The following is a 16,867-nucleotide window of genomic DNA, read 5'->3' as shown; positions in this document are numbered from 1 at the left end:
CGCAGGCGGCGGCGAGATCCCGAATCTTTTGGTAGAGTTTCTCCTCGTGCGCAGACGACTGCGCCGTTTTCCTCCGTAGCTCAGTTGGCAGAGCATTCGACTGTTAATCGAAGGGTCGCTGGTTCGAGCCCAGCCGGGGGAGCTGGGAAAGGCCCTGTCGTGACCGACAGGGCCTTTGCTTGTACCACTTGTCCGATGCAGTCCCGTCAAGGAAGGAACGCCGAGGCGGTGGCCCGTCCTCCACTGCTCCACCGAGGGCCTGGTCCGATCGGCTCATCACTATGAGCAGTGAACTTAACACGATTCAGGAGCTCATCGAGCTCCTGAAGAATCCGACGACCGCGCTCCGGCCCTTCAAACGTGAGGGTCTGGACAAGGTGGTCTTCTTCGCGGCCGGCATCCTCGCCGTCGCATTCGTCGTCTGGGGCTTCGTCTCTCCCGACAGCCTCGGCAATGTGGCTGGCACCCTGCTGACCGGAGTGATGGACAACTTCGGCTGGCTCTTCGTCATCGCCGCCACGATCTTCACGATCTTCGTCATCGTCGTCGCAGTCAGCCGTTTCGGCCGGATCCCGCTGGGCCGCGACGATGAGAAGCCGGAGTTCAAGACCTCCTCGTGGATCGCGATGATGTTCGCCACGGGCATGGGCATCGGACTCGTGTTCTCCGCAGTCGGCGAACCCCTGTTCTTCTATATGTCCCCTCCTCCGAACACCGTCGACGGCTCCACTGCTGAGGCGATGGGCACGTCCATGGGAACGACTCTGTTCCACTGGACGCTCTACCCGTGGGCGATGTACGCCATCGTCGGTCTCGGCGTGGCCTATGGTTCGTTCCGTCTGGGACGCTCGCAGCTGTTCTCCTCGATGTTCACCCCGCTGTTCGGTGAGCGCGCCGTCAACGGTTTCGGCGGCAAGGTCATCAACATCCTCGCGATCCTCGCGACCCTGTTCGGTTCGGCCTGCTCGCTGGGTCTGGGCGCCATCCAGATCGGCGGCGGCATCGAGTCCGCGGGCATCATGTCCGAGGTCACTTCGCCGGTGCTCGTCATCATCATCGCCATCCTCACCGCGGCCTTCGTCGTCTCGGCAGTCTCGGGTGTGGAGAAGGGCATCCAATGGCTGTCGAACATCAACATGGTGCTCGCGGTCATCGTCGCCCTCATCGTCTTCATCGGCGGTCCGACGCTGTTCATCCTCAACGTCGTCCCCTCCTCGGTGGGTGCGTTCATCCAGGATCTGCCGCAGCTGGCTTCGCGTACCGCTGCCGACGGGCAGGGTGTCAATGAATGGCTGTCGTCGTGGACTGTCTTCTACTGGGCCTGGTGGGTGTCATGGTCGCCGTTCGTCGGCCTGTTCATCGCGCGCATCTCGCGCGGTCGCACCGTCCGTCAGTTCGTCACCGGTGTGCTCATCGTTCCCTCCGTCGTCTCGACCATCTGGTTCGCGGTCTTCGGCGGCGGCGCCATCGGCATCCAGGAGCGCGCTGAGCGCGGTGAAGGCACGGTCACGGCACTCGCGAAGGTCGTCGACGGCGAACCGGACATCAACATGGACACGATCCTGTTCGACCTCCTCGGCGCTCTGCCGCTGCCGAACCTCATCGCGATCATCCTCATGATCGTCACGGTCATCCTCATCGCGATCTTCTTCGTCACCGGTGCGGACTCCGCGTCGATCGTCATGGGCACGCTGTCGGCCAACGGCATGCAGGAGCCTGGCAAGGGTCTCGTGATCTTCTGGGGCACGGCGACCGGAGCCGTAGCCGCGGTCATGCTGTTGGCGGGCGGTTCCGACCCCGCCGAGGCGCTCGACGGGCTGAAGAACATCACGATCGTCTCCGCCCTGCCGTTCGTCATCGTCATGCTGCTGCTGTGCGTTGCGGTGTGGAAGGACCTGTCGAAAGATCCGCTCATCATCCAGGAGCAGCTGGCCGCGCACGTGCTCGAGACCTCGGTGGCCACCGCGGTCAACGAGTACGACGGTGAGATCTTCGGCCTCAAGACCTCGGAACTCCAGATCGAGGAAGACCCTGCCGACGACACGGGCACCTCCACAAAGGACTAACCCCCAATTGCTACCTGACGGCGGCCCAGCAACCTCGCGAGGTTGCTGGGCCGCCGTCAGGTAGTTCGAAGGAAAGGAAGTCGATAGATGAACAGAGTCATCAGACGCGAGGGGAACATCTCGACATTCATCGGCTGGATGCTCGTCGTCATGGCGATTCTCGCGTTCAGCACGGTGATCATCCTGGCGATCTTCGCCGAACCAATTTTTCTCATCTTCCTCTTCACACCGGTCATCGCGCTCATCGGCGCGTGGGTGAATTTCCACATGGGTTCACGCGCCCGGTTGGAGATCACTCCTGAGGAGTTCATCTGGTGCGGCTTCACCGGCAGGCCTCATCGGATCGCCTGGCGGGATCTCGACCGCATTCTCCTACCGGCTCCCGGTTCACGCTATCGGCTGGCTGCGGCAGCGCGCCTGCGAGACGGTCGGATCGTCGAAATCGACTCACTGTGGTTATCTCCGACGAACCCCGCGAATATTGTCTCCCCGCCTGACCACACCGAGGCGCAACGCGCGCTCATCGACGGCCACAAAGCGTATCTTGCGAGGGGATTCGGACACTGACGTCTTGATACTGTGGTCGTATGCGGCACCGCCGAAGGCGAGAGGTGAGGGCGCTCAGCTGCATTCCGAACAGGACCGCAATGGCAGCGATCGTTGGAACCGCGAACATGAGCGTTCCCTTCCGCCTGATCGCGGAGGTGGCGACCTCTTCTAGCGCATGCCCGGGTTGTAGCACCCGTTGTCAGCGTCGGCGCGCTTTACAGCACAACGCTGACGGCAATCCTGGCTGGTTTTCGATGAAGGCGGCTCTTCCTGCGCTGAGCGTCGGTGCGATGATCGCGCAACCCGGCGGTGCTCCACCCTCATAGAGGCGCATCAAGTAGTTCGCGCAGCTGATCGACGGTGGGCGAACCAGCCAGCCCGGCAGGAGTGCGGAACACTCGACAGGCGAGCTCCACCGGCGTGTGCTCGTCGGCGAAGGGGTCGGAACCGTCAATGAGGACGGTCGGGGACCCGTGGAACCCGAGGCGGGCGGCGTCCTCGGCAGTCTCGACTCGTTGATGCACGACGCGGACGGCCGATCGGCCGTCGAGGGCCTCGGTGAGCCGCCGGTCGAGCACCTCCCAGTTCGGGCACCCGTCGAAGTACTGCAACGTGATCTCCATGATCCACTCCTCTCAGGCTCTGTCCGCGCGGACCGCGGCCGGTGACGCCGTCTCAGGCGACGCGGCCGCCGCTTGGCTCTTGCGGGCACGCGCGGCGCGCAGCCCGTTGGCGATGACGACGACCTCGGCGACCTCGTGGACGAGCACGACTGCGGCCAGGCCGAGCACGCCGGTGATGGCCAGCGGCAGCAGCACGGTGATGATCGCCAGGGACAACACGATGTTCTGGTTCATGATCGCCCGGCCGCGGCGGGCGTGCCGCAGCGCCTGCGGGATCAGGCCGAGGTCGTGTCCGGTGAAGGCGACGTCGGCGGACTCTATCGCGGCGTCGGAGCCGGTCGCGCCCATCGCGATGCCCACGGTCGCACCGGCCAGGGCGGGGGCGTCGTTGATGCCGTCGCCGATCATCGCGGTGGGTGACTGCTCGGAGAGCTGGGCCACGATGCGGGCCTTGCCCTCCGGCCGCAGCTCGGCGTGCACGTCGCCGATCCCGGCGATCTGCGCCAGGACGTGGGCGGTGCGGGCGTTGTCTCCGGTGAGCATGCTCACCTCGACGCCCTGGCTCTTCAGCGTGCGCACGACGTCGGGGACCTCGGGGCGCAGCTCGTCGCGGACCCCGATCGCCCCGGCCAGGCGGCCGTCGACGGTGACGAGCACGCAGGTCTGGCCCTCGGCCTCCAGGTCCTCGACCCGGGCCTTGAGCGGTCCGGCGTCGATCCAGCGGGGGCTGCCCACGCTCACCCGGAGGCCGTCGACGGTGCCGCCGATGCCGTGGCCGGCCTCCTCCGTCACCTCTTGCGCGGCGGGGGCTCCCTGGCCCGCGGCGGCGATGGCGGCGGCGAGAGGGTGCGTCGAGTGCTGCTCCACCGCCGCGGCCCAGGCGAGCACCTGCGCGTCGTCGAAGCAGTCGGCGGCGACGACGGCGGTGACCTCGGGCCGGTTGCGGGTCAGGGTGCCGGTCTTGTCCACGGCGAGGTGGCGGATGCCGCCGAGGCGCTCGAAGGCGGCACCGCTCTTGATGACGACGCCGAACTTCGTCGCAGCCCCGATCGCGGACACCACCGTGACGGGCACCGCGATCGCCAGCGCGCACGGGCTGGCCGCGACGAGCACGACCAGGGCGCGGGTGATCCAGGTCTCCGGGTCGCCGAGCAGCGAGCCGAGCACGCCGACCAGGACGGCGAGGACCATCACGCCGGGCACCAGCGGACGGGCGATCCGGTCGGCGATGCGCGCGCGTTCGCCCTTCTCGGTCTGGGCCTGCTCGACCAGCTCCACGATGGTGGTCAGCGAGTTGTCGGTGCCCGCCGCGGTCGCCTCGACCTCCAGGACCCCGGCGGTGTTGATCGCGCCCGCCGACACTGCGTCATCGGGGGCGACCTCGACCGGGATCGACTCGCCGGTGATCGCCGAGGTGTCCAAGCTGGAGCGACCGGACCGGACAGTCCCGTCGGTCGCGACCCGCTCGCCGGGGCGGACCAGCAGCACGTCGCCGACGGCGATCTCCTTGGCCGGGACTTCGACCGAGGCATCGTCGCGCAGCACGGTCGCGGTCTCCGGCACAAGCTTCAGCAGCGCGCGCAGGCCCCCGCGGGCGCGGTCCATCGCCTTGTCCTCCAGGGCCTCGGCGATCGAGTAGAGGAACGCCAGTGCGGCGGCCTCCTCGGCGTAGCCGAGGATCACTGCGCCGACGGCGCTGATCGTCATCAGCAGCGCGATCCCCAGCTTCCGCTTGACGAACAGGTTCCGCAGAGCGCCGGGCACGAACGTGTACGCGCCCAGCAGCAGGCCCGCCCAGAACGCGACCAGCGCCGCGACGTGCAGTCCCGACCACTCCAGCACCAGGCCGGTGCCGAACGCGACGCCGGAGAGGATCGGCACCACCAGACCCGGATCGCGCCACCACGGGCGCTCGGCCTCCTCGGCCTCTTCGGCGGCACTGGTGGTCGGCTCGTCGCAGCCGCAGGCGGCGCTCACGAGGCGTCCCCTGAACCGGTCGCGGCGCAGCAGCCGGGCACCGAACAGTGCGGGTCGATGCACGGCGCGCTCTCGTCCACCGCGAGCGTGACGTCCACCAGCGCCGTCAGCGCCCCGGCCAGGTGCGGGTCGGCGATCTCGTAGCGGGTCTGGCGGCCCTCGGGCTCGGCGACCACGATCCCGCAGTCGCGCAGGCACGTCAGGTGGTTGGACACGTTCGAGCGCGTCAGCCCCAGCTCGCGCGACAGCACGGCAGGGTGGCTCGGGCCGTCGAGCAGGGACATCAGGATCTTGGAGCGCGTCGGGTCGGCCATGGCCCGGCCAAGCCGGTTCATGACGTCGAGGCGCGAAGCAATAGTCAGCATGCACTGAACTATACAGTGCACGCTGACCAATCGTCCAGATGCAGGGGCTGCCGCACGCGCTCCGCGCGCTTGCCCTCGGGAATCGCGGTCACCTCTTGCGCCAGCTCGGCCACGTCGGCATCCCGCGGCCCTTCCACGTCTCCACCAAGCCGGCGACCCAACGCACGGACGCGAAGAGGGCGTAACCGGCCCCGGCGAGGCCAGCGCCGACCGCGAGCCAGCGCCCGATCCCGAGCCACACGCTCCCGTCCACGTCCACCGCCCACTGAGCGCCCGTGATGAGCCCGGCGATGCCCATCCAGAGCCCGGCGACGACCACGACCACCGGCAGGAGGGCGAGGCACATCGCCGCGGCGACCGACCAGAGCTGACGGGCCCCCAGCGTCGCCGTGGCGGCGATGATCCGCTCGGCGCGCTCGTTCGACGCGTCGATGTTCGCCGTCATCGTGGCCGAGGCCTCCCCGGCGACCTGCTCGACCGCCTTCTCGACCCGCTCCTCGGTGCGCTTCTCGATCCGCTGCACGGCACCGCCGACCTGGCTCACGAGCTTCTGGTTGTCCTCGGCCAGGGACTGGAGCTTCTCAGCCGCCGAGGCCGTAGCTGCTCGATTCATTTGCGCTTCGGCGATCAAGCTCTGCGAGGCGCTCTGCAGCTGCTTCCCGTCGAGACTCTGCGCGAACTCTCTGAGCGTGCTCTCGATCTCGCTCAGTCTGCTCTCGACGCTCTCGATCTGCGGCGACTTGTTGACGGACGGCTGCAAGGTCGACGGCAGGCCCTTCAGCTCCTCCTTGACGGTTTCCTCGATCGCGATCCGCAGATACGACTTCAGTCCGTTCACGGCCTTCGTCTGCCTGTTGACCGCTGCGATGACGTCGGCGTTCGTAGGCTCCGACAGATTCGACGCCGTCGAGCTCGGCTCGGTCTCCTGCTGCTCGTTCCTCATCTCGTCGAGAATGCTCATTGCTCTGCTCCTTCGGTCGGTTGTTCTCGTGGAACTCGAAGATTTGCTGTGCGCCCTCGGCGGTGAACTCGGGCGTCAGCCCGGATGCTTTCTTCCGGCCGAGCTTGCCGTTGTCGGCCCGGCGCATCTTGTACGTCCAGCCGTCACGCTGGGTCTCTGCGAGGGCGACGCCATGCTCGTCGAGTACCTCGGTGAATCCCGCCCGGTCCACTGACCGCTTGTCCCGCAGCGAGGCGGCGACCTTGTCCCCGAGGATGCGCTCGAATCCGCCTGACGCGAAGTCCTCCCGGCGCTGCGACCAGTCCGGCTTTGCTTGCTCCGGCGACGGGAGGACCTGGCACCCCTCGTCTTGCATCAGTTCGTCGTTGGCCTGGCGCAGGCCGTTCTTCCACGACGTGTTCCGCTGCAGCGACTTCCCGGTGAGGTTGTCGTGGTTGATGACGTAGATGTGGTTGTGCAGGTGCCCGCCGGCCGAGTCGGCGTGGGTGACCACGAGGTGATCGGCCGAGTGCATCCGCTCCGCGAGCTTCACGCCCAGCTCATTGACCCGCTGCACGTGCCCCCGGTCGTTCTTGCCGAACTCGTCCGGCGAGAAATTCTGCGTGTACGAGTACAGCTCGTTCTTCCGCCCGTGGGCCCTCGCCAGAGCCTCTGCGCGGGCGACGAAGGCCCACGGCGACTCCACCGAGCACGACATCGCTGCGGCACGATCGGTGCCGGTCTGGACGTGGCCTGTGCGCTTGTCCTTGTCGTTGCCGTACAGCGCGTACCCGACCGAGTCGCTGGCGGACCGCGACGGCTTCACGTTGACCGTACTTATAGCGCCGTCCGATCCCCGAGCTGTGCCCGCACGGCATCCATCGATTCCATGACCTCGCGCAGCAGATCGTCGTCGAGGGCACCACCGCGACGCACCGCCTGGTTCAGGTTGATCCCGATTCGGCGCACCTGCTCGACCGCCTGACCCAGCTCCGGCGACGGCGTGGAGGCCGCCGCGACCTCTAGATGCCCGAGACCGTCCCGGCGGGAGTCCAGGGCGTCGAGAATGACCGTGCGTACCCATTTGCTCGGCTTCACGCCGAGCCTGCGAGCACGTCGCCGAACCGCTTCGCCCTCCGCATTCGTGACCCGCACGTCGATGCTCACGTCGCGATTCGCCTGGGGCTCATCGACTCCATGACCATCATTGGTGTTGGGAGCCGTACGGTCAGGGCCAGCAGGGTACTTGTAGCGCATATCGGGGTTGTAGCGTTGGAGTCATTGGCTACCGTCGTCTACAAGTACCTACACACTTGATCGGTGCTGCACGTTTCAGGGTCCGGGTGCGCGGCGTCCTGTCTGAGGTCCGCGATAGTGTCGCGCAGCACGGAGAGCTGCGCGATCTGCTGCTCGATCTCAGCGAGGCGCACGTCAAGCAGGTCGCGCACGTGCTCGCAGGGCGCATGGCCGCCGTCGCGGATGTCGAGGATCTGGCGGATCTGGGCGAGGGTGAGGCCCGCGGCCTGGCCGCGGTGGACGAAGTCGATCCGGGCGACCGTCTCGGGTGCGTAGTCGCGATAGCCGGACTGCGTGCGCTCGGCCGGCGGAAGCAGCCCCTGCCCCTCGTAGAAGCGGAGCGTCTTCGCCGTGGTGCCCGCGCGTTCGGCGAGTTCTCCGATGCGCATCGCGGCCTCCGATCGTTCGGCAGGAGCAGGCTTGACCTTCCCCTGCACTGGAAGGTCCAGTATGGCTGAGACAGAGCAGAAAGCCAAGGACTGACAGGAGCAGCGATGCCTACCAAGTACGACCTCGCCATCATCGGATCCGGAGGCGGAGCATTCGCCGCCGCCATCCGTGCGACCACGCTCGGCAAGTCGGTGGTGATGATCGAGCGCGGGACGCTCGGCGGCACCTGCGTGAACACCGGCTGCGTGCCGTCGAAGGCCCTCATCGCCGCTGCCGACGCCCGTCACGTCGCCGCCGACGCTTCAGGCCGGTTCCCGGGGATCGCGGCGACGGCTGAGACAGTGGACATGCCTGCGCTGATCGCCGGGAAGCAGGCGCTGGTCGAGTCGCTGCGCGGCGAGAAGTACGCCGACGTCGCCGACTCCTACGGCTGGCAGGTCCGCCGCGGCGATGCATCGTTCGCCGGCGGCCCAGACGCCCCGGTACTGGAGATCATCGCCGGCGACGGGACGGTCGAGACCATCGAGGCCGACCACTTCCTGGTCGCGACTGGTTCTCGCCCGTGGGCTCCGCCGATCGACGGCCTGGAGGAGACCGGGTACCTGACCTCGACCACGGCAATGGAACTCGCTGAGGTTCCTGAGTCGTTGCTGGTACTCGGCGGCGGCTACGTCGCCCTGGAGCAGGCGCAGCTATTCGCTCGCCTCGGCTCGCAGGTCACGCTGCTGGTGCGGTCCCGGCTCGCCTCGAAGGAGGAGCCGGAGGTGTCCAAGGCGCTTCAGGAGGCGTTCGCCGACGAAGGCATCCGCGTCGTCCGCCGCGTGGTGCCCACCCGGGTCTCCCGCGGCACGGGAGGCGAGGCCGTCGTGACCGCCGACGTGTCCGGCGACTCGCAGGAGTTCCGCGCCGAGCAGGTGCTCGTCGCCCTCGGACGCCGTCCCGTCACCGATGGCCTGAACCTCGATGCGGTCGGGGTGAAGACCGGGGACTCCGGCGAGGTGGTCGTCTCCGACCGACTGCGGTCCTCGAACCCGCGGATCTGGGCCGCGGGCGACGTGACCGGGCACCCCGAGTTCGTCTACGTCGCCGCCCACCACGGCACCCTCGTCGCCGAGAACGCGTTCGCCGACGCCGATCGTGCCGTCGACTATTCCCGCCTGCCGCGGGTGACGTTCACCGGGCCCGCGATCGGAGCGGTCGGGATGACCGAGAAGGAAGTGCTTGCTGCGGGGATCCGCTGCGATTGCCGCGTCCTGCCGCTGCACCACGTGCCCCGCGCGCTGGTCAACCGCGACACCCGCGGGTTCATCAAGATCGTCGTGAACGCCGACACGAACGAGATCCTCGGCCTGACCGCCGTCGCCAAGGACGCCGGAGAGCTCGCCGCCGCCGGTGTCCACGTGCTCGGCAAGACCGTCGCCGAGATCGCCGACGCCTGGGCTCCCTACCTGACAATGGCCGAGGGCATCCGGATCGCCGCGAAGGCCTTCACCACCGACCCGTCGCTGCTGTCGTGCTGCGCATGACCGGCAACGCAGGCAATCGGGGAGATCTCATCCTGAAGAGGTGCAGACGATGGGCGCCGATCAGGACCGCGACGAACGGCGCGCCGGTCCCGTCGTCGCTGCAGGGACCGGACTGCTCTTGCTGGCATGCTGCGCGCTTCCGTTGCTGCTCTGTTGCGGCCTGCCGCTCATCGCGGCGGGCGGAGCACTCGCGGGCGTCGGTGGGCTCCTCGGTAACCCCTGGATCATCGGTGCCGGGATCGCCGTCGTGATGGCCGTCACGGCGGGGATGCTCGTCAGGTTAGGGCGGCGGCACCGAGGCCGCAGGACCGGCTGCTGCGAAAATCCTTCGACCGCTGATCGGAACCGGTAGCTCGAGCGGATCCAGCCATCATCGCCACCTCGGCCACTTCGGCACCCCGCGACCCTTCCACGTCTCCGCGAGACCGGCGGCCGAGCGGACGGACGCGAAGAGCCCGTAGCCGGCCCCGGCGAGACCCACGGAGACCACGAGCCAGCGCCCGATGCCGAGCCAGATGCGCCCGTCCACGTCGAGCGCCCACTGAGCGCCCGTGATGAGACCGGCGATGCCCATCCAGAGCCCGGCGACGACCACGACCACCGGCAGCAGGGCGAGGCACATCGCAGCGGCGGCCGACCAGAGCTGACGCGCTTCGAGCTTCGCCGTCGCCGCCATGATCCGCTCGGTGCGCTCGTTCGAGGCGTCGAGGTTCGCGGTCATCGTGGCCGAGGCCTCCCCGGCGACCTGCTCGACGGCCTTCTCGACCCGCTCCTCAGTACGCTTCTCGATCCGCTGCACCACGCCGCCGACCTGGCTCACAAGCTTCTGGTTCGTTGTGGCCTGCACCTTCAGACCCTCAATCGCCGAGGCCGTAGCCGCGCGATTCTTCTGCGCCTCCGCGACCAAGGTTCGCGACGCGGCGTTCAAGCTCTCGCCGTTGAGACTCTGCGCGAACTTGCCGAGCGTGCTCGCGATCTCGTTCTGCCTGCTCTCGATACTCGCGATCCTCGCGGACACGTCGCTGGAGGGCGAGGAGGTCGACGCCGGGGTCGTGATCCGCTCCAGCCGCCTCGTCGTCTCCTCGTCCATGACCTTCACGAACCCCGCGAGCTTCTTCTGCTGCTCGGTCAGCGTGGCAATCCTCGTATTCTGCGCCTCGACGGCGGCGAGGATCGAGGTCAACAGCTCCATCGTCTCCGGACTGCCGAGCGGCTGCGGCGACTGCACGGGCCCGTTCTGCTGCTTCAGCCTGTCGAGCGCTGCGCTCATGTTCCTGCTCCTTCTGCTGCTGGTGGTAGTCGAAGAACGCCTGCGCGCCCTCCGGGGTGAAGTCCGCCGAGAGCGCGCTCGCGCGTTTGCGGCGATCGGCGCGGCCGGACTCGCCGCGGCGGTCCTCGATGTAGAGCGTCCAGGTCTCCTGCCCGGCGCGCTTGCCCTTCTTGCTGACGGGGCTGTGCAGCCGCATCCTCGGCACACGTTCCCCGGCGTCGTCGAGCTGCTGGTTCTGCTCCTCGATCACCGCTTCGAGACCGGCCTTGTCCACCACGCGGGGGTCGGCCAGTGCGGCGCTCATCCGGTCACCCATCTCGCGGTCGAGCCCGCCCTCCGCGAAGTCCTCGCGGCGCAGCTCCCAGTCCTTCGGCGCGTGCTCCAGCCGCTTCACGACCGAGAGCCCGTGCTCTCGCATCAGCTCGTCGTTCGCCGACTGCACGCCCCGCTGGTTCCCGGCCTTGCGATCGTGGAACGTCCGGTAGTCCGAGAGCGCCTTTCCGGTCCGGTTGCTGTGATTGATGACCAAGATGTGGTTATGCGGCTTTCTGCCCCGGCCATCCACGTGACTGACCACGAGGCAGTCCGAGTCGGGGTGCATCCTCTTCGCGAGCTGATAGCCGAGATCGTTCACCCGCTGCACGTGCTCCGGGTTCTTCGGGTCGAACTCCTCGTCGCTGAAAGACTGCCGGTAATGCAGCGCCTCGACCTCGCGCGTGGTGTTCTGCGTGAGCGCCCGTGCGCGCGCCGAGAATGCGCCAGGGCCTCCCGGCACTTCGCACGTGATCGCGACGCCCCGCTCGTCCTCCTTCCCGCGGATATAGCGCTCGGTGTCGGCGGCGCTGGTGCTCGGGCTGTAGTGGGTGGTGCTCATGCGGCCGTCCGATCCCCGAGCAAGGCGCGGACCTCGCGCAGCAGCTCGATCAGCTCGGGCACCTCCGACGACAGCGCCACCGCCTCACCGGCGCGCGCGCGGTGATCCAAGTCGTTGACGTTGATCGCCAGCGGGCGCACCTGGGCAGCCAGCTCACGAGCGTCCGCCGACGCCTGCACACGCGCCTCGACCCCGAGCAGGTGCGCCGCCACGGCGGCGTCCAACTCCTCCGAGCGGGAGGCGTGGAGGGCATCGCGTACGAGAATACGCTTCACTGCGTTGTAGTCAGAGGTCTCGATAGACTCTCCGGCTAAGATCCGCTTCATTTCACCGCGTTGCACCGATGCAGAATGCCGCTGCCAGTGACAGATGTGGCGCGAACTGTGTCAATCGCGACGCGACGAGCACAACGCGCCCTGACTAAGACACAGGGGCTACATCGCATTTGCGAGAATCTGCCTGACCTATCGAGCGGCCAGCGTGATCAGCGAGATCCTGACAAGGATCCGCCGACAAAGGAGACACGCCGTAAATGATCTTGGCAATCGGTTAGCTGTCGACCACACTCTGATCCAGAGGATTGAAGTTCCTCGACAGTCTGCATCCGGGCCCGCTGCCGGAAACCGCTTTCCTGCTTCTACGTCAATGTCTCCGCAGCCCTGGTCTAGGCCTTCAGCGGTACTTCTCTACCGTTCTCACCGGGCAGTCTGTATGCGAACACGTCGAAGTTCTGAATGCTCGGGTCTGCGCCGAACAGCTCTCCAGCCTGCAGGGCGAGTGACTGGCCGACACCCCACAACAGGGCGGAGTCTCGCCCTAGCGGGGGTGTCGGCCAGTCAGGAGGCCTTGGAGTAGAGCAGCCGCGCGGCCGGTTCGGGCCACCGAATCCGTGGCCCGACCTCCTCCTGTGGACGTTTGATCGCAACCGCGAGCGACCGCCCGAGCGACTGCCCAGCAGCGGACCTCCGACGACTGGAAAACGGGGCGGACGAGGAAGATCCGGGTCAAGAGACATGCAAGTTGCAGCCCCGTAGCCGAACCCGGGAACTCAGCATCATAGTCCTACCACAGCGACGCGGCGGCCTGCTCTATGCGGGCTGCTTCTCCGCGACGACATCGAGTTGCTCGATCACGGGCTCCTCGAAGAGCTCACCCGTTTTCTCACCGAGCGCTTTCGCGACTTCACCCGAAAGGTGCGCCTGGCGACCGTCGTCGTCGGGAAAGGCATCGAAGATCCCGAACGACGAGGGTCCGAACTGGATTCCGAACCACCGGACGGTTTTGGGTTCCCCGTCGACGATCGACAGCCCCTGGTTCAAGAAGTCGCGGACGTCGTCCTCTTTGCCGGGCAGTGCTTCGAGGCGTACCAGAAGCGCTTTGCTGACCTGCGTTGTTGCCATCTTCGATCTCTCCTCTGTTCGGTTTCGCGTTTTCCGGGATGATCAGAACGCCGCTGCGGCTGCCTCCGCGACCATTTGATCCTGCAAGCCGCTGCCCCCGCTGACTCCTACCGCCCCGACGACCAGTCCGTCGCGGCGTAGCGGGATTCCACCGGCGAAGACCATGACCCTACCATGGTTCGACCCCTGGATGCCGTAGAACTGCTCGCCGGGCTGAGCTTGTTCGGCCAAATCATTGGTGGCGATGTCGAAGGCGCGTGCCGTGAAGGCCTTATTGATCGAGATGTCGACGCTGCCCACCCACGCGTTGTCCATGCGGATGTGGGAGACCAGATTGCCACCCGCGTCAACCACCGCGACGTTGCTCGGCGACCCGATCTTGCTCGCCTCACTTTGACCGGCGGCGATCACGCGCTGAGCGTCCTCGAGCGATACGGATTCGAACTTGATGGTCATGAGTACCTCCCGTGTCGTGTGCGTGGTGAAGCTAACTGCGTCGATCTGTTGGCTGGTGCTGTCTCTCTTCAGTTCGACGTCATTGTCCCTGGCTGGCTTGGCCTGCACGATTGCCGACAGAGCCACCTCGATCATGGTGCCTCACCCGCCTGGCCGAACAGTTCCACGATCGCGGAGCAGAAGGCGGGGAGATCGTCGGGTGAACGGCTGGTGATCAGGTTCCCGTCGCGTGCCACCTCTTCGTCCACGACGTTCGCGCCGGCATTGCGCAGGTCGGTTCGAATGCTCGGGTAGGAGGTCAGCGTCCGGCCGTTCGCACCGCCGGCTTCGATCATCGTCCACGGTCCGTTCCGGCCGGATCCATGTCGTTGTTGCGGGCCTGAATCTCGCCCTCGTGCGGTGACAGCAACTCCGTCGTGGCCCCGGCATCGTGCAGAGCCTGTCGCGGCTGTTCCAGTTCCACGCGCTCCGCGCCGTCCGCGGCCAGGATCGCGATCCGCTCCCGAATCAATTCGCCTGCCATGTTCTGCTCCATTCTGTGAGAGGTATTGACCTGCCCGCGGCTCACCTTGGTCCAGCCGTCGTTGTGCTCGTCGAAGTTCTGTTAGGCATCGGGGGCCTGGGGCGGAAAGACGCCGACCACACCGATGCCGCCGGTGAACTGCACCGACTGCATCAGACGGTTCAGGGTCATCACCGGATCCTCGGCGCCTTGCGTGCGCCAGGTGCCGATACACCTCGCCCTGCCGGCAGGGCACCGGCTCGCCGACGACGGAGAAGTCCGGATCGCCGACCTCGTCGCCGAGACGATTGTGATGTTCCCCCGCGAATACTTCCTTGGCATCTGGGACCACATCATCGGGCACCTGCTCCCCACCGTCGCACCCCATCCGGACCAGGTGCTCACCCAACCAGACCTCATCAACTCCCCTGGCGCGTATGGCAACCGATCCCCATCCAGGAGGCGAATTAGACGGCTTCTGGTGCACTCGATAGAGGTACGCCTCGGTGCGCCGGTCAGCCTCGTCGCGCATTCACCGAAGGACGTCGTCGACCGCGGCCACATGCGTGCCGACGTGGAGCGCCGTCGCCCGCTGCCGCGCGGCTCACGCGGCGACCCGATCGTCACCGCCCATCATCCTTCGGATCCCGGGCGTCAGATCGTCCGCGGGTCAGAGGCCCTGGTCGACCAGTCGGGCTGCGTGCCCGTGCGTTACCAGGAGAAGATCGCAACCTGGTCGACGTCCAGGGCGGGAGTGCCCTCGGCCCAAAACGGGCGGAATCTTCCGCAACCGTTAAAGTACGAGAAGACCTCGTTCGGCCGCAGCTCGTCAAGCCGCCGAAGCAACGACAGCACGACGCAGAAGCGGGGGGCACTGCGCGCTCGAAACCCGCGCGGCCGCTCATCGTCGCGCCGGACACAACCGCTCAAACTAGCGCCTTCGCTGGCAGCGCGGGCAAAAATGACTCGAGCGACCGCCGATCTTTTCACGTACGATGGTGGTGCCGCAGCGCTTACATGGGGTCCCGTGTTTTTTGTAAACCGTCAGAGAACGCTCGAAGTAACCGGATTCGCCATTGACGTTGACGTAGAGGGCGTCGAAGCTCGTCCCGCCCACGGCCAGGGCATCGCTCATCACTTTCGTCGCGGATTCGAGCACCGCGACGAGGCGGCTCTTCCGCGTCCGGGCCGGCACCGCCAAGGGGTGGACTCCCGCCCGGAACAGTGCCTCGTCGGCATAGATGTTCCCGATTCCGCTGACGAGCGTTTGGTCGAGCAGTGCTGCCTTGATCGCCGTGCGCTTCTTCGCCAGGTTCGCCACGACCCGTTCCGGATCGAACGCGGGCTCGAGCGGATCGGCCGCGATGTGCACCGCCGAGGCGGGGACGAGCCGACCGTACCCGTGGACGAGAGGTTGGACGCTGATATGGCCGAAGATCCGTTGGTCGACAAACCGCAGTTCGCGGTCGCTGTCGAGGTGCAGAACCACACGAGTATGACGGTGGATCTCCTCGCCGGGCGAGTGGATGCGCAGCTGTCCGCTCATGCCCAGATGCACGAGGATGCCGAGCTCGGGTCTCGGCACAGGTGAAGTGACCGGGTCCGCAGTGGAGAGATCAGCCCCCTCCCCCAGGCTCAGCCACATGAACTTCCCACGCCGTTCGGCCCTCCAGATGTGCGCCCCAGTCACGGCGGAAACGAACCCGGAGACCGCGGATGCATCGATGCGCCGCTGGGACGTCGTGCCCAGAATTCGGGGGTCGAGCACCTCGGCGCCGGTGATCGTCGACCCATTCGTCCATTCATGGACGCCGCGACGAACGCTTTCGACCTCGGGAAGTTCAGGCATCGAACTCACGCATCAGAACAACGCCCCTTCAGAAATCTCAGCCCTTAAAGAACCCGTTCCACTGGCAGCGGGAAAACTCAGCGCCGGTAGTCCGGGTAGATGGTGCGGATGGCTTTGACGGCCACCTCGGCGGCTGCGGCTTCGGCGGCCTTCTTCGAGGATCCGTCGCCGGCGCCCCAGTTGTTCGCCCCGAGCATCGCGGTGGCGGTGAAGACCATCGCATGGTCGGGCCCGGCCGAGGTGATCTCGTAGCTCACGGCACCGAGATCGAGGTCGGCAGCGGCCTCCTGCAGGGTGGTCTTGAAATCCATCCCCGCCCCGAGGTTGACCGCGTCGTCGAGCATTCCGTCGATGAGGCGGTGGACGAACGCGAAGGCCTCTTCGCGTCCGCGGGAGACGAAGGTCGCGCCGATGAGGGCCTCGACGGTGTCGGCGAGGATCGAGTCCTTGTTCCGGCCTCCTGTCAGCTCCTCACCCTTGCCCAGCAGAATGTGCTCGCCGATGCCGTGTCGGCGGGCAATCGATGCCAGGGCGCGCGTGTTGACGACGGCCGAACGCATCTTGGCCAACTGGCCTTCAGGCAAATCTGGGTTGTCGTAGAACAGCGACTCGGTGGCGACGAGGCCCAGAACGGAGTCGCCGAGGAACTCGAGGCGCTCGTTGGTGGGGATGCCCCCGGCTTCGAAGGCGAAGGAACGGTGCGTGAGCGCGAGACGAAAAGTCTCGGGATCAATATCGATCCCGAGACTCTTCTTCAGTGCTGCTGTGGTGTCAGTGTCCACAG

At 66.7% G+C, this 16,867-nt stretch carries 15 protein-coding genes, 1 tRNA gene and 3 pseudogenes; 4 read left to right on the top strand and 15 right to left on the bottom strand.

What is annotated here, in order from left to right; translation table 11 throughout:
- The first annotated feature begins 69 nt into the window (after positions 1 to 69).
- The 3 genes from BI49514_RS04460 (at position 70) to BI49514_RS04450 (ending at position 2,633) form a co-directional block, all read left to right on the top strand.
- Positions 70 to 142 (top strand) — tRNA-Asn (locus BI49514_RS04460).
- A gap of 139 nt (positions 143 to 281) precedes the next feature.
- Complete coding sequence (locus tag BI49514_RS04455) at positions 282 to 2,066, top strand: BCCT family transporter (protein ID WP_244195146.1); 1,785 nt, start codon at positions 282 to 284, stop codon at positions 2,064 to 2,066.
- 87 nt (positions 2,067 to 2,153) lie between these two features.
- Positions 2,154 to 2,633 (top strand): hypothetical protein, encoded by a 480-nt coding sequence (locus tag BI49514_RS04450; protein WP_101544613.1) that lies wholly within the window; start codon positions 2,154 to 2,156, stop codon positions 2,631 to 2,633.
- A 302-nt stretch (positions 2,634 to 2,935) separates the two neighbouring features.
- Here BI49514_RS04450 and BI49514_RS04445 read toward each other — a convergent pair whose 3' ends face one another.
- The 7 genes and pseudogenes from BI49514_RS04445 to BI49514_RS04420 form a co-directional block, all read right to left on the bottom strand.
- Positions 2,936 to 3,238, bottom strand: coding sequence for a thioredoxin family protein (locus BI49514_RS04445; RefSeq protein WP_101544611.1), 303 nt, complete (start codon positions 3,236 to 3,238; stop codon positions 2,936 to 2,938).
- Positions 3,239 to 3,250: 12 nt separating this feature from the next.
- Complete coding sequence (locus tag BI49514_RS04440) at positions 3,251 to 5,215, bottom strand: heavy metal translocating P-type ATPase (protein ID WP_101544697.1); 1,965 nt, start codon at positions 5,213 to 5,215, stop codon at positions 3,251 to 3,253.
- The gene (gene cmtR, locus BI49514_RS04435) at positions 5,212 to 5,580 is read right to left on the bottom strand and encodes a Cd(II)/Pb(II)-sensing metalloregulatory transcriptional regulator CmtR (protein ID WP_094454062.1); all 369 of its coding nucleotides are present in this window, start codon (positions 5,578 to 5,580) and stop codon (positions 5,212 to 5,214) included. Before cmtR ends, BI49514_RS04440 begins: the two co-directional genes overlap by 4 nt.
- 88 nt (positions 5,581 to 5,668) lie before the next feature.
- Positions 5,669 to 6,541 carry an AAA family ATPase gene (locus BI49514_RS17385; RefSeq protein WP_476695661.1) on the bottom strand — a complete coding sequence of 291 codons (873 nt, stop codon included), beginning with the start codon at positions 6,539 to 6,541 and terminating at the stop codon, positions 5,669 to 5,671.
- Positions 6,542 to 6,893: 352 nt separating this feature from the next.
- Positions 6,894 to 7,238 (bottom strand): annotated as a pseudogene (locus BI49514_RS17380) (relaxase/mobilization nuclease domain-containing protein); the annotation flags it as partial.
- 119 nt (positions 7,239 to 7,357) lie between these two features.
- Complete coding sequence (locus BI49514_RS16290; protein WP_206516267.1) at positions 7,358 to 7,687, bottom strand: plasmid mobilization protein; 330 nt, start codon at positions 7,685 to 7,687, stop codon at positions 7,358 to 7,360.
- 128 nt (positions 7,688 to 7,815) lie between these two features.
- Complete coding sequence (locus tag BI49514_RS04420) at positions 7,816 to 8,205, bottom strand: heavy metal-responsive transcriptional regulator (protein ID WP_006215441.1); 390 nt, start codon at positions 8,203 to 8,205, stop codon at positions 7,816 to 7,818.
- 105 nt (positions 8,206 to 8,310) lie between these two features.
- Between BI49514_RS04420 and merA the strand changes: the two genes are divergently transcribed.
- On the top strand, positions 8,311 to 9,732 hold the full coding sequence (gene merA / locus BI49514_RS04415) for a mercury(II) reductase (protein ID WP_101544608.1): 1,422 nt from the start codon (positions 8,311 to 8,313) through the stop codon (positions 9,730 to 9,732).
- 370 nt (positions 9,733 to 10,102) lie between these two features.
- On the opposite strand, the gene BI49514_RS17175 is transcribed toward merA, so the two are convergent.
- From BI49514_RS17175 to rnc, 8 genes and pseudogenes are all read right to left on the bottom strand, one after another.
- A complete protein-coding gene (locus BI49514_RS17175) occupies positions 10,103 to 11,002 on the bottom strand; it encodes a hypothetical protein (RefSeq protein WP_338063762.1) in 900 nt (299 codons plus the stop codon).
- Between the two features lie 412 nt (positions 11,003 to 11,414).
- A pseudogene (locus tag BI49514_RS17170) lies at positions 11,415 to 11,876 on the bottom strand (relaxase/mobilization nuclease domain-containing protein); the annotation flags it as partial.
- Positions 11,873 to 12,202 carry a hypothetical protein gene (locus BI49514_RS04395; protein WP_244195148.1) on the bottom strand — a complete coding sequence of 110 codons (330 nt, stop codon included), beginning with the start codon at positions 12,200 to 12,202 and terminating at the stop codon, positions 11,873 to 11,875. The pseudogene BI49514_RS17170 and the gene BI49514_RS04395, both read right to left, overlap by 4 nt.
- 762 nt (positions 12,203 to 12,964) lie before the next feature.
- Positions 12,965 to 13,276, bottom strand: a complete 312-nt coding sequence (locus tag BI49514_RS04390) for a putative quinol monooxygenase (protein WP_101544601.1) — start codon at positions 13,274 to 13,276, stop codon at positions 12,965 to 12,967.
- 42 nt (positions 13,277 to 13,318) lie between these two features.
- On the bottom strand, positions 13,319 to 13,867 hold the full coding sequence (locus BI49514_RS04385; RefSeq protein WP_244195149.1) for a GlcG/HbpS family heme-binding protein: 549 nt from the start codon (positions 13,865 to 13,867) through the stop codon (positions 13,319 to 13,321).
- Positions 13,864 to 14,255, bottom strand: a pseudogene (locus tag BI49514_RS04380) (DJ-1/PfpI family protein). The gene BI49514_RS04385 and the pseudogene BI49514_RS04380 overlap by 4 nt, the downstream one beginning before the upstream one ends.
- 910 nt (positions 14,256 to 15,165) lie before the next feature.
- Positions 15,166 to 16,083 carry a bifunctional DNA-formamidopyrimidine glycosylase/DNA-(apurinic or apyrimidinic site) lyase gene (gene mutM / locus BI49514_RS04375; protein WP_101544600.1) on the bottom strand — a complete coding sequence of 306 codons (918 nt, stop codon included), beginning with the start codon at positions 16,081 to 16,083 and terminating at the stop codon, positions 15,166 to 15,168.
- A 77-nt stretch (positions 16,084 to 16,160) separates the two neighbouring features.
- Positions 16,161 to 16,865, bottom strand: coding sequence for a ribonuclease III (gene rnc / locus BI49514_RS04370; protein WP_025777329.1), 705 nt, complete (start codon positions 16,863 to 16,865; stop codon positions 16,161 to 16,163).
- Between the last annotated feature and the right edge of the window lie 2 nt (positions 16,866 to 16,867).

It is taken from the genome of Brevibacterium iodinum ATCC 49514 (assembly GCF_900169265.1).
In the GTDB taxonomy this organism is placed as follows: domain Bacteria; phylum Actinomycetota; class Actinomycetes; order Actinomycetales; family Brevibacteriaceae; genus Brevibacterium; species Brevibacterium iodinum.
This window is presented reverse-complemented; position numbering and strand designations above follow the sequence as displayed.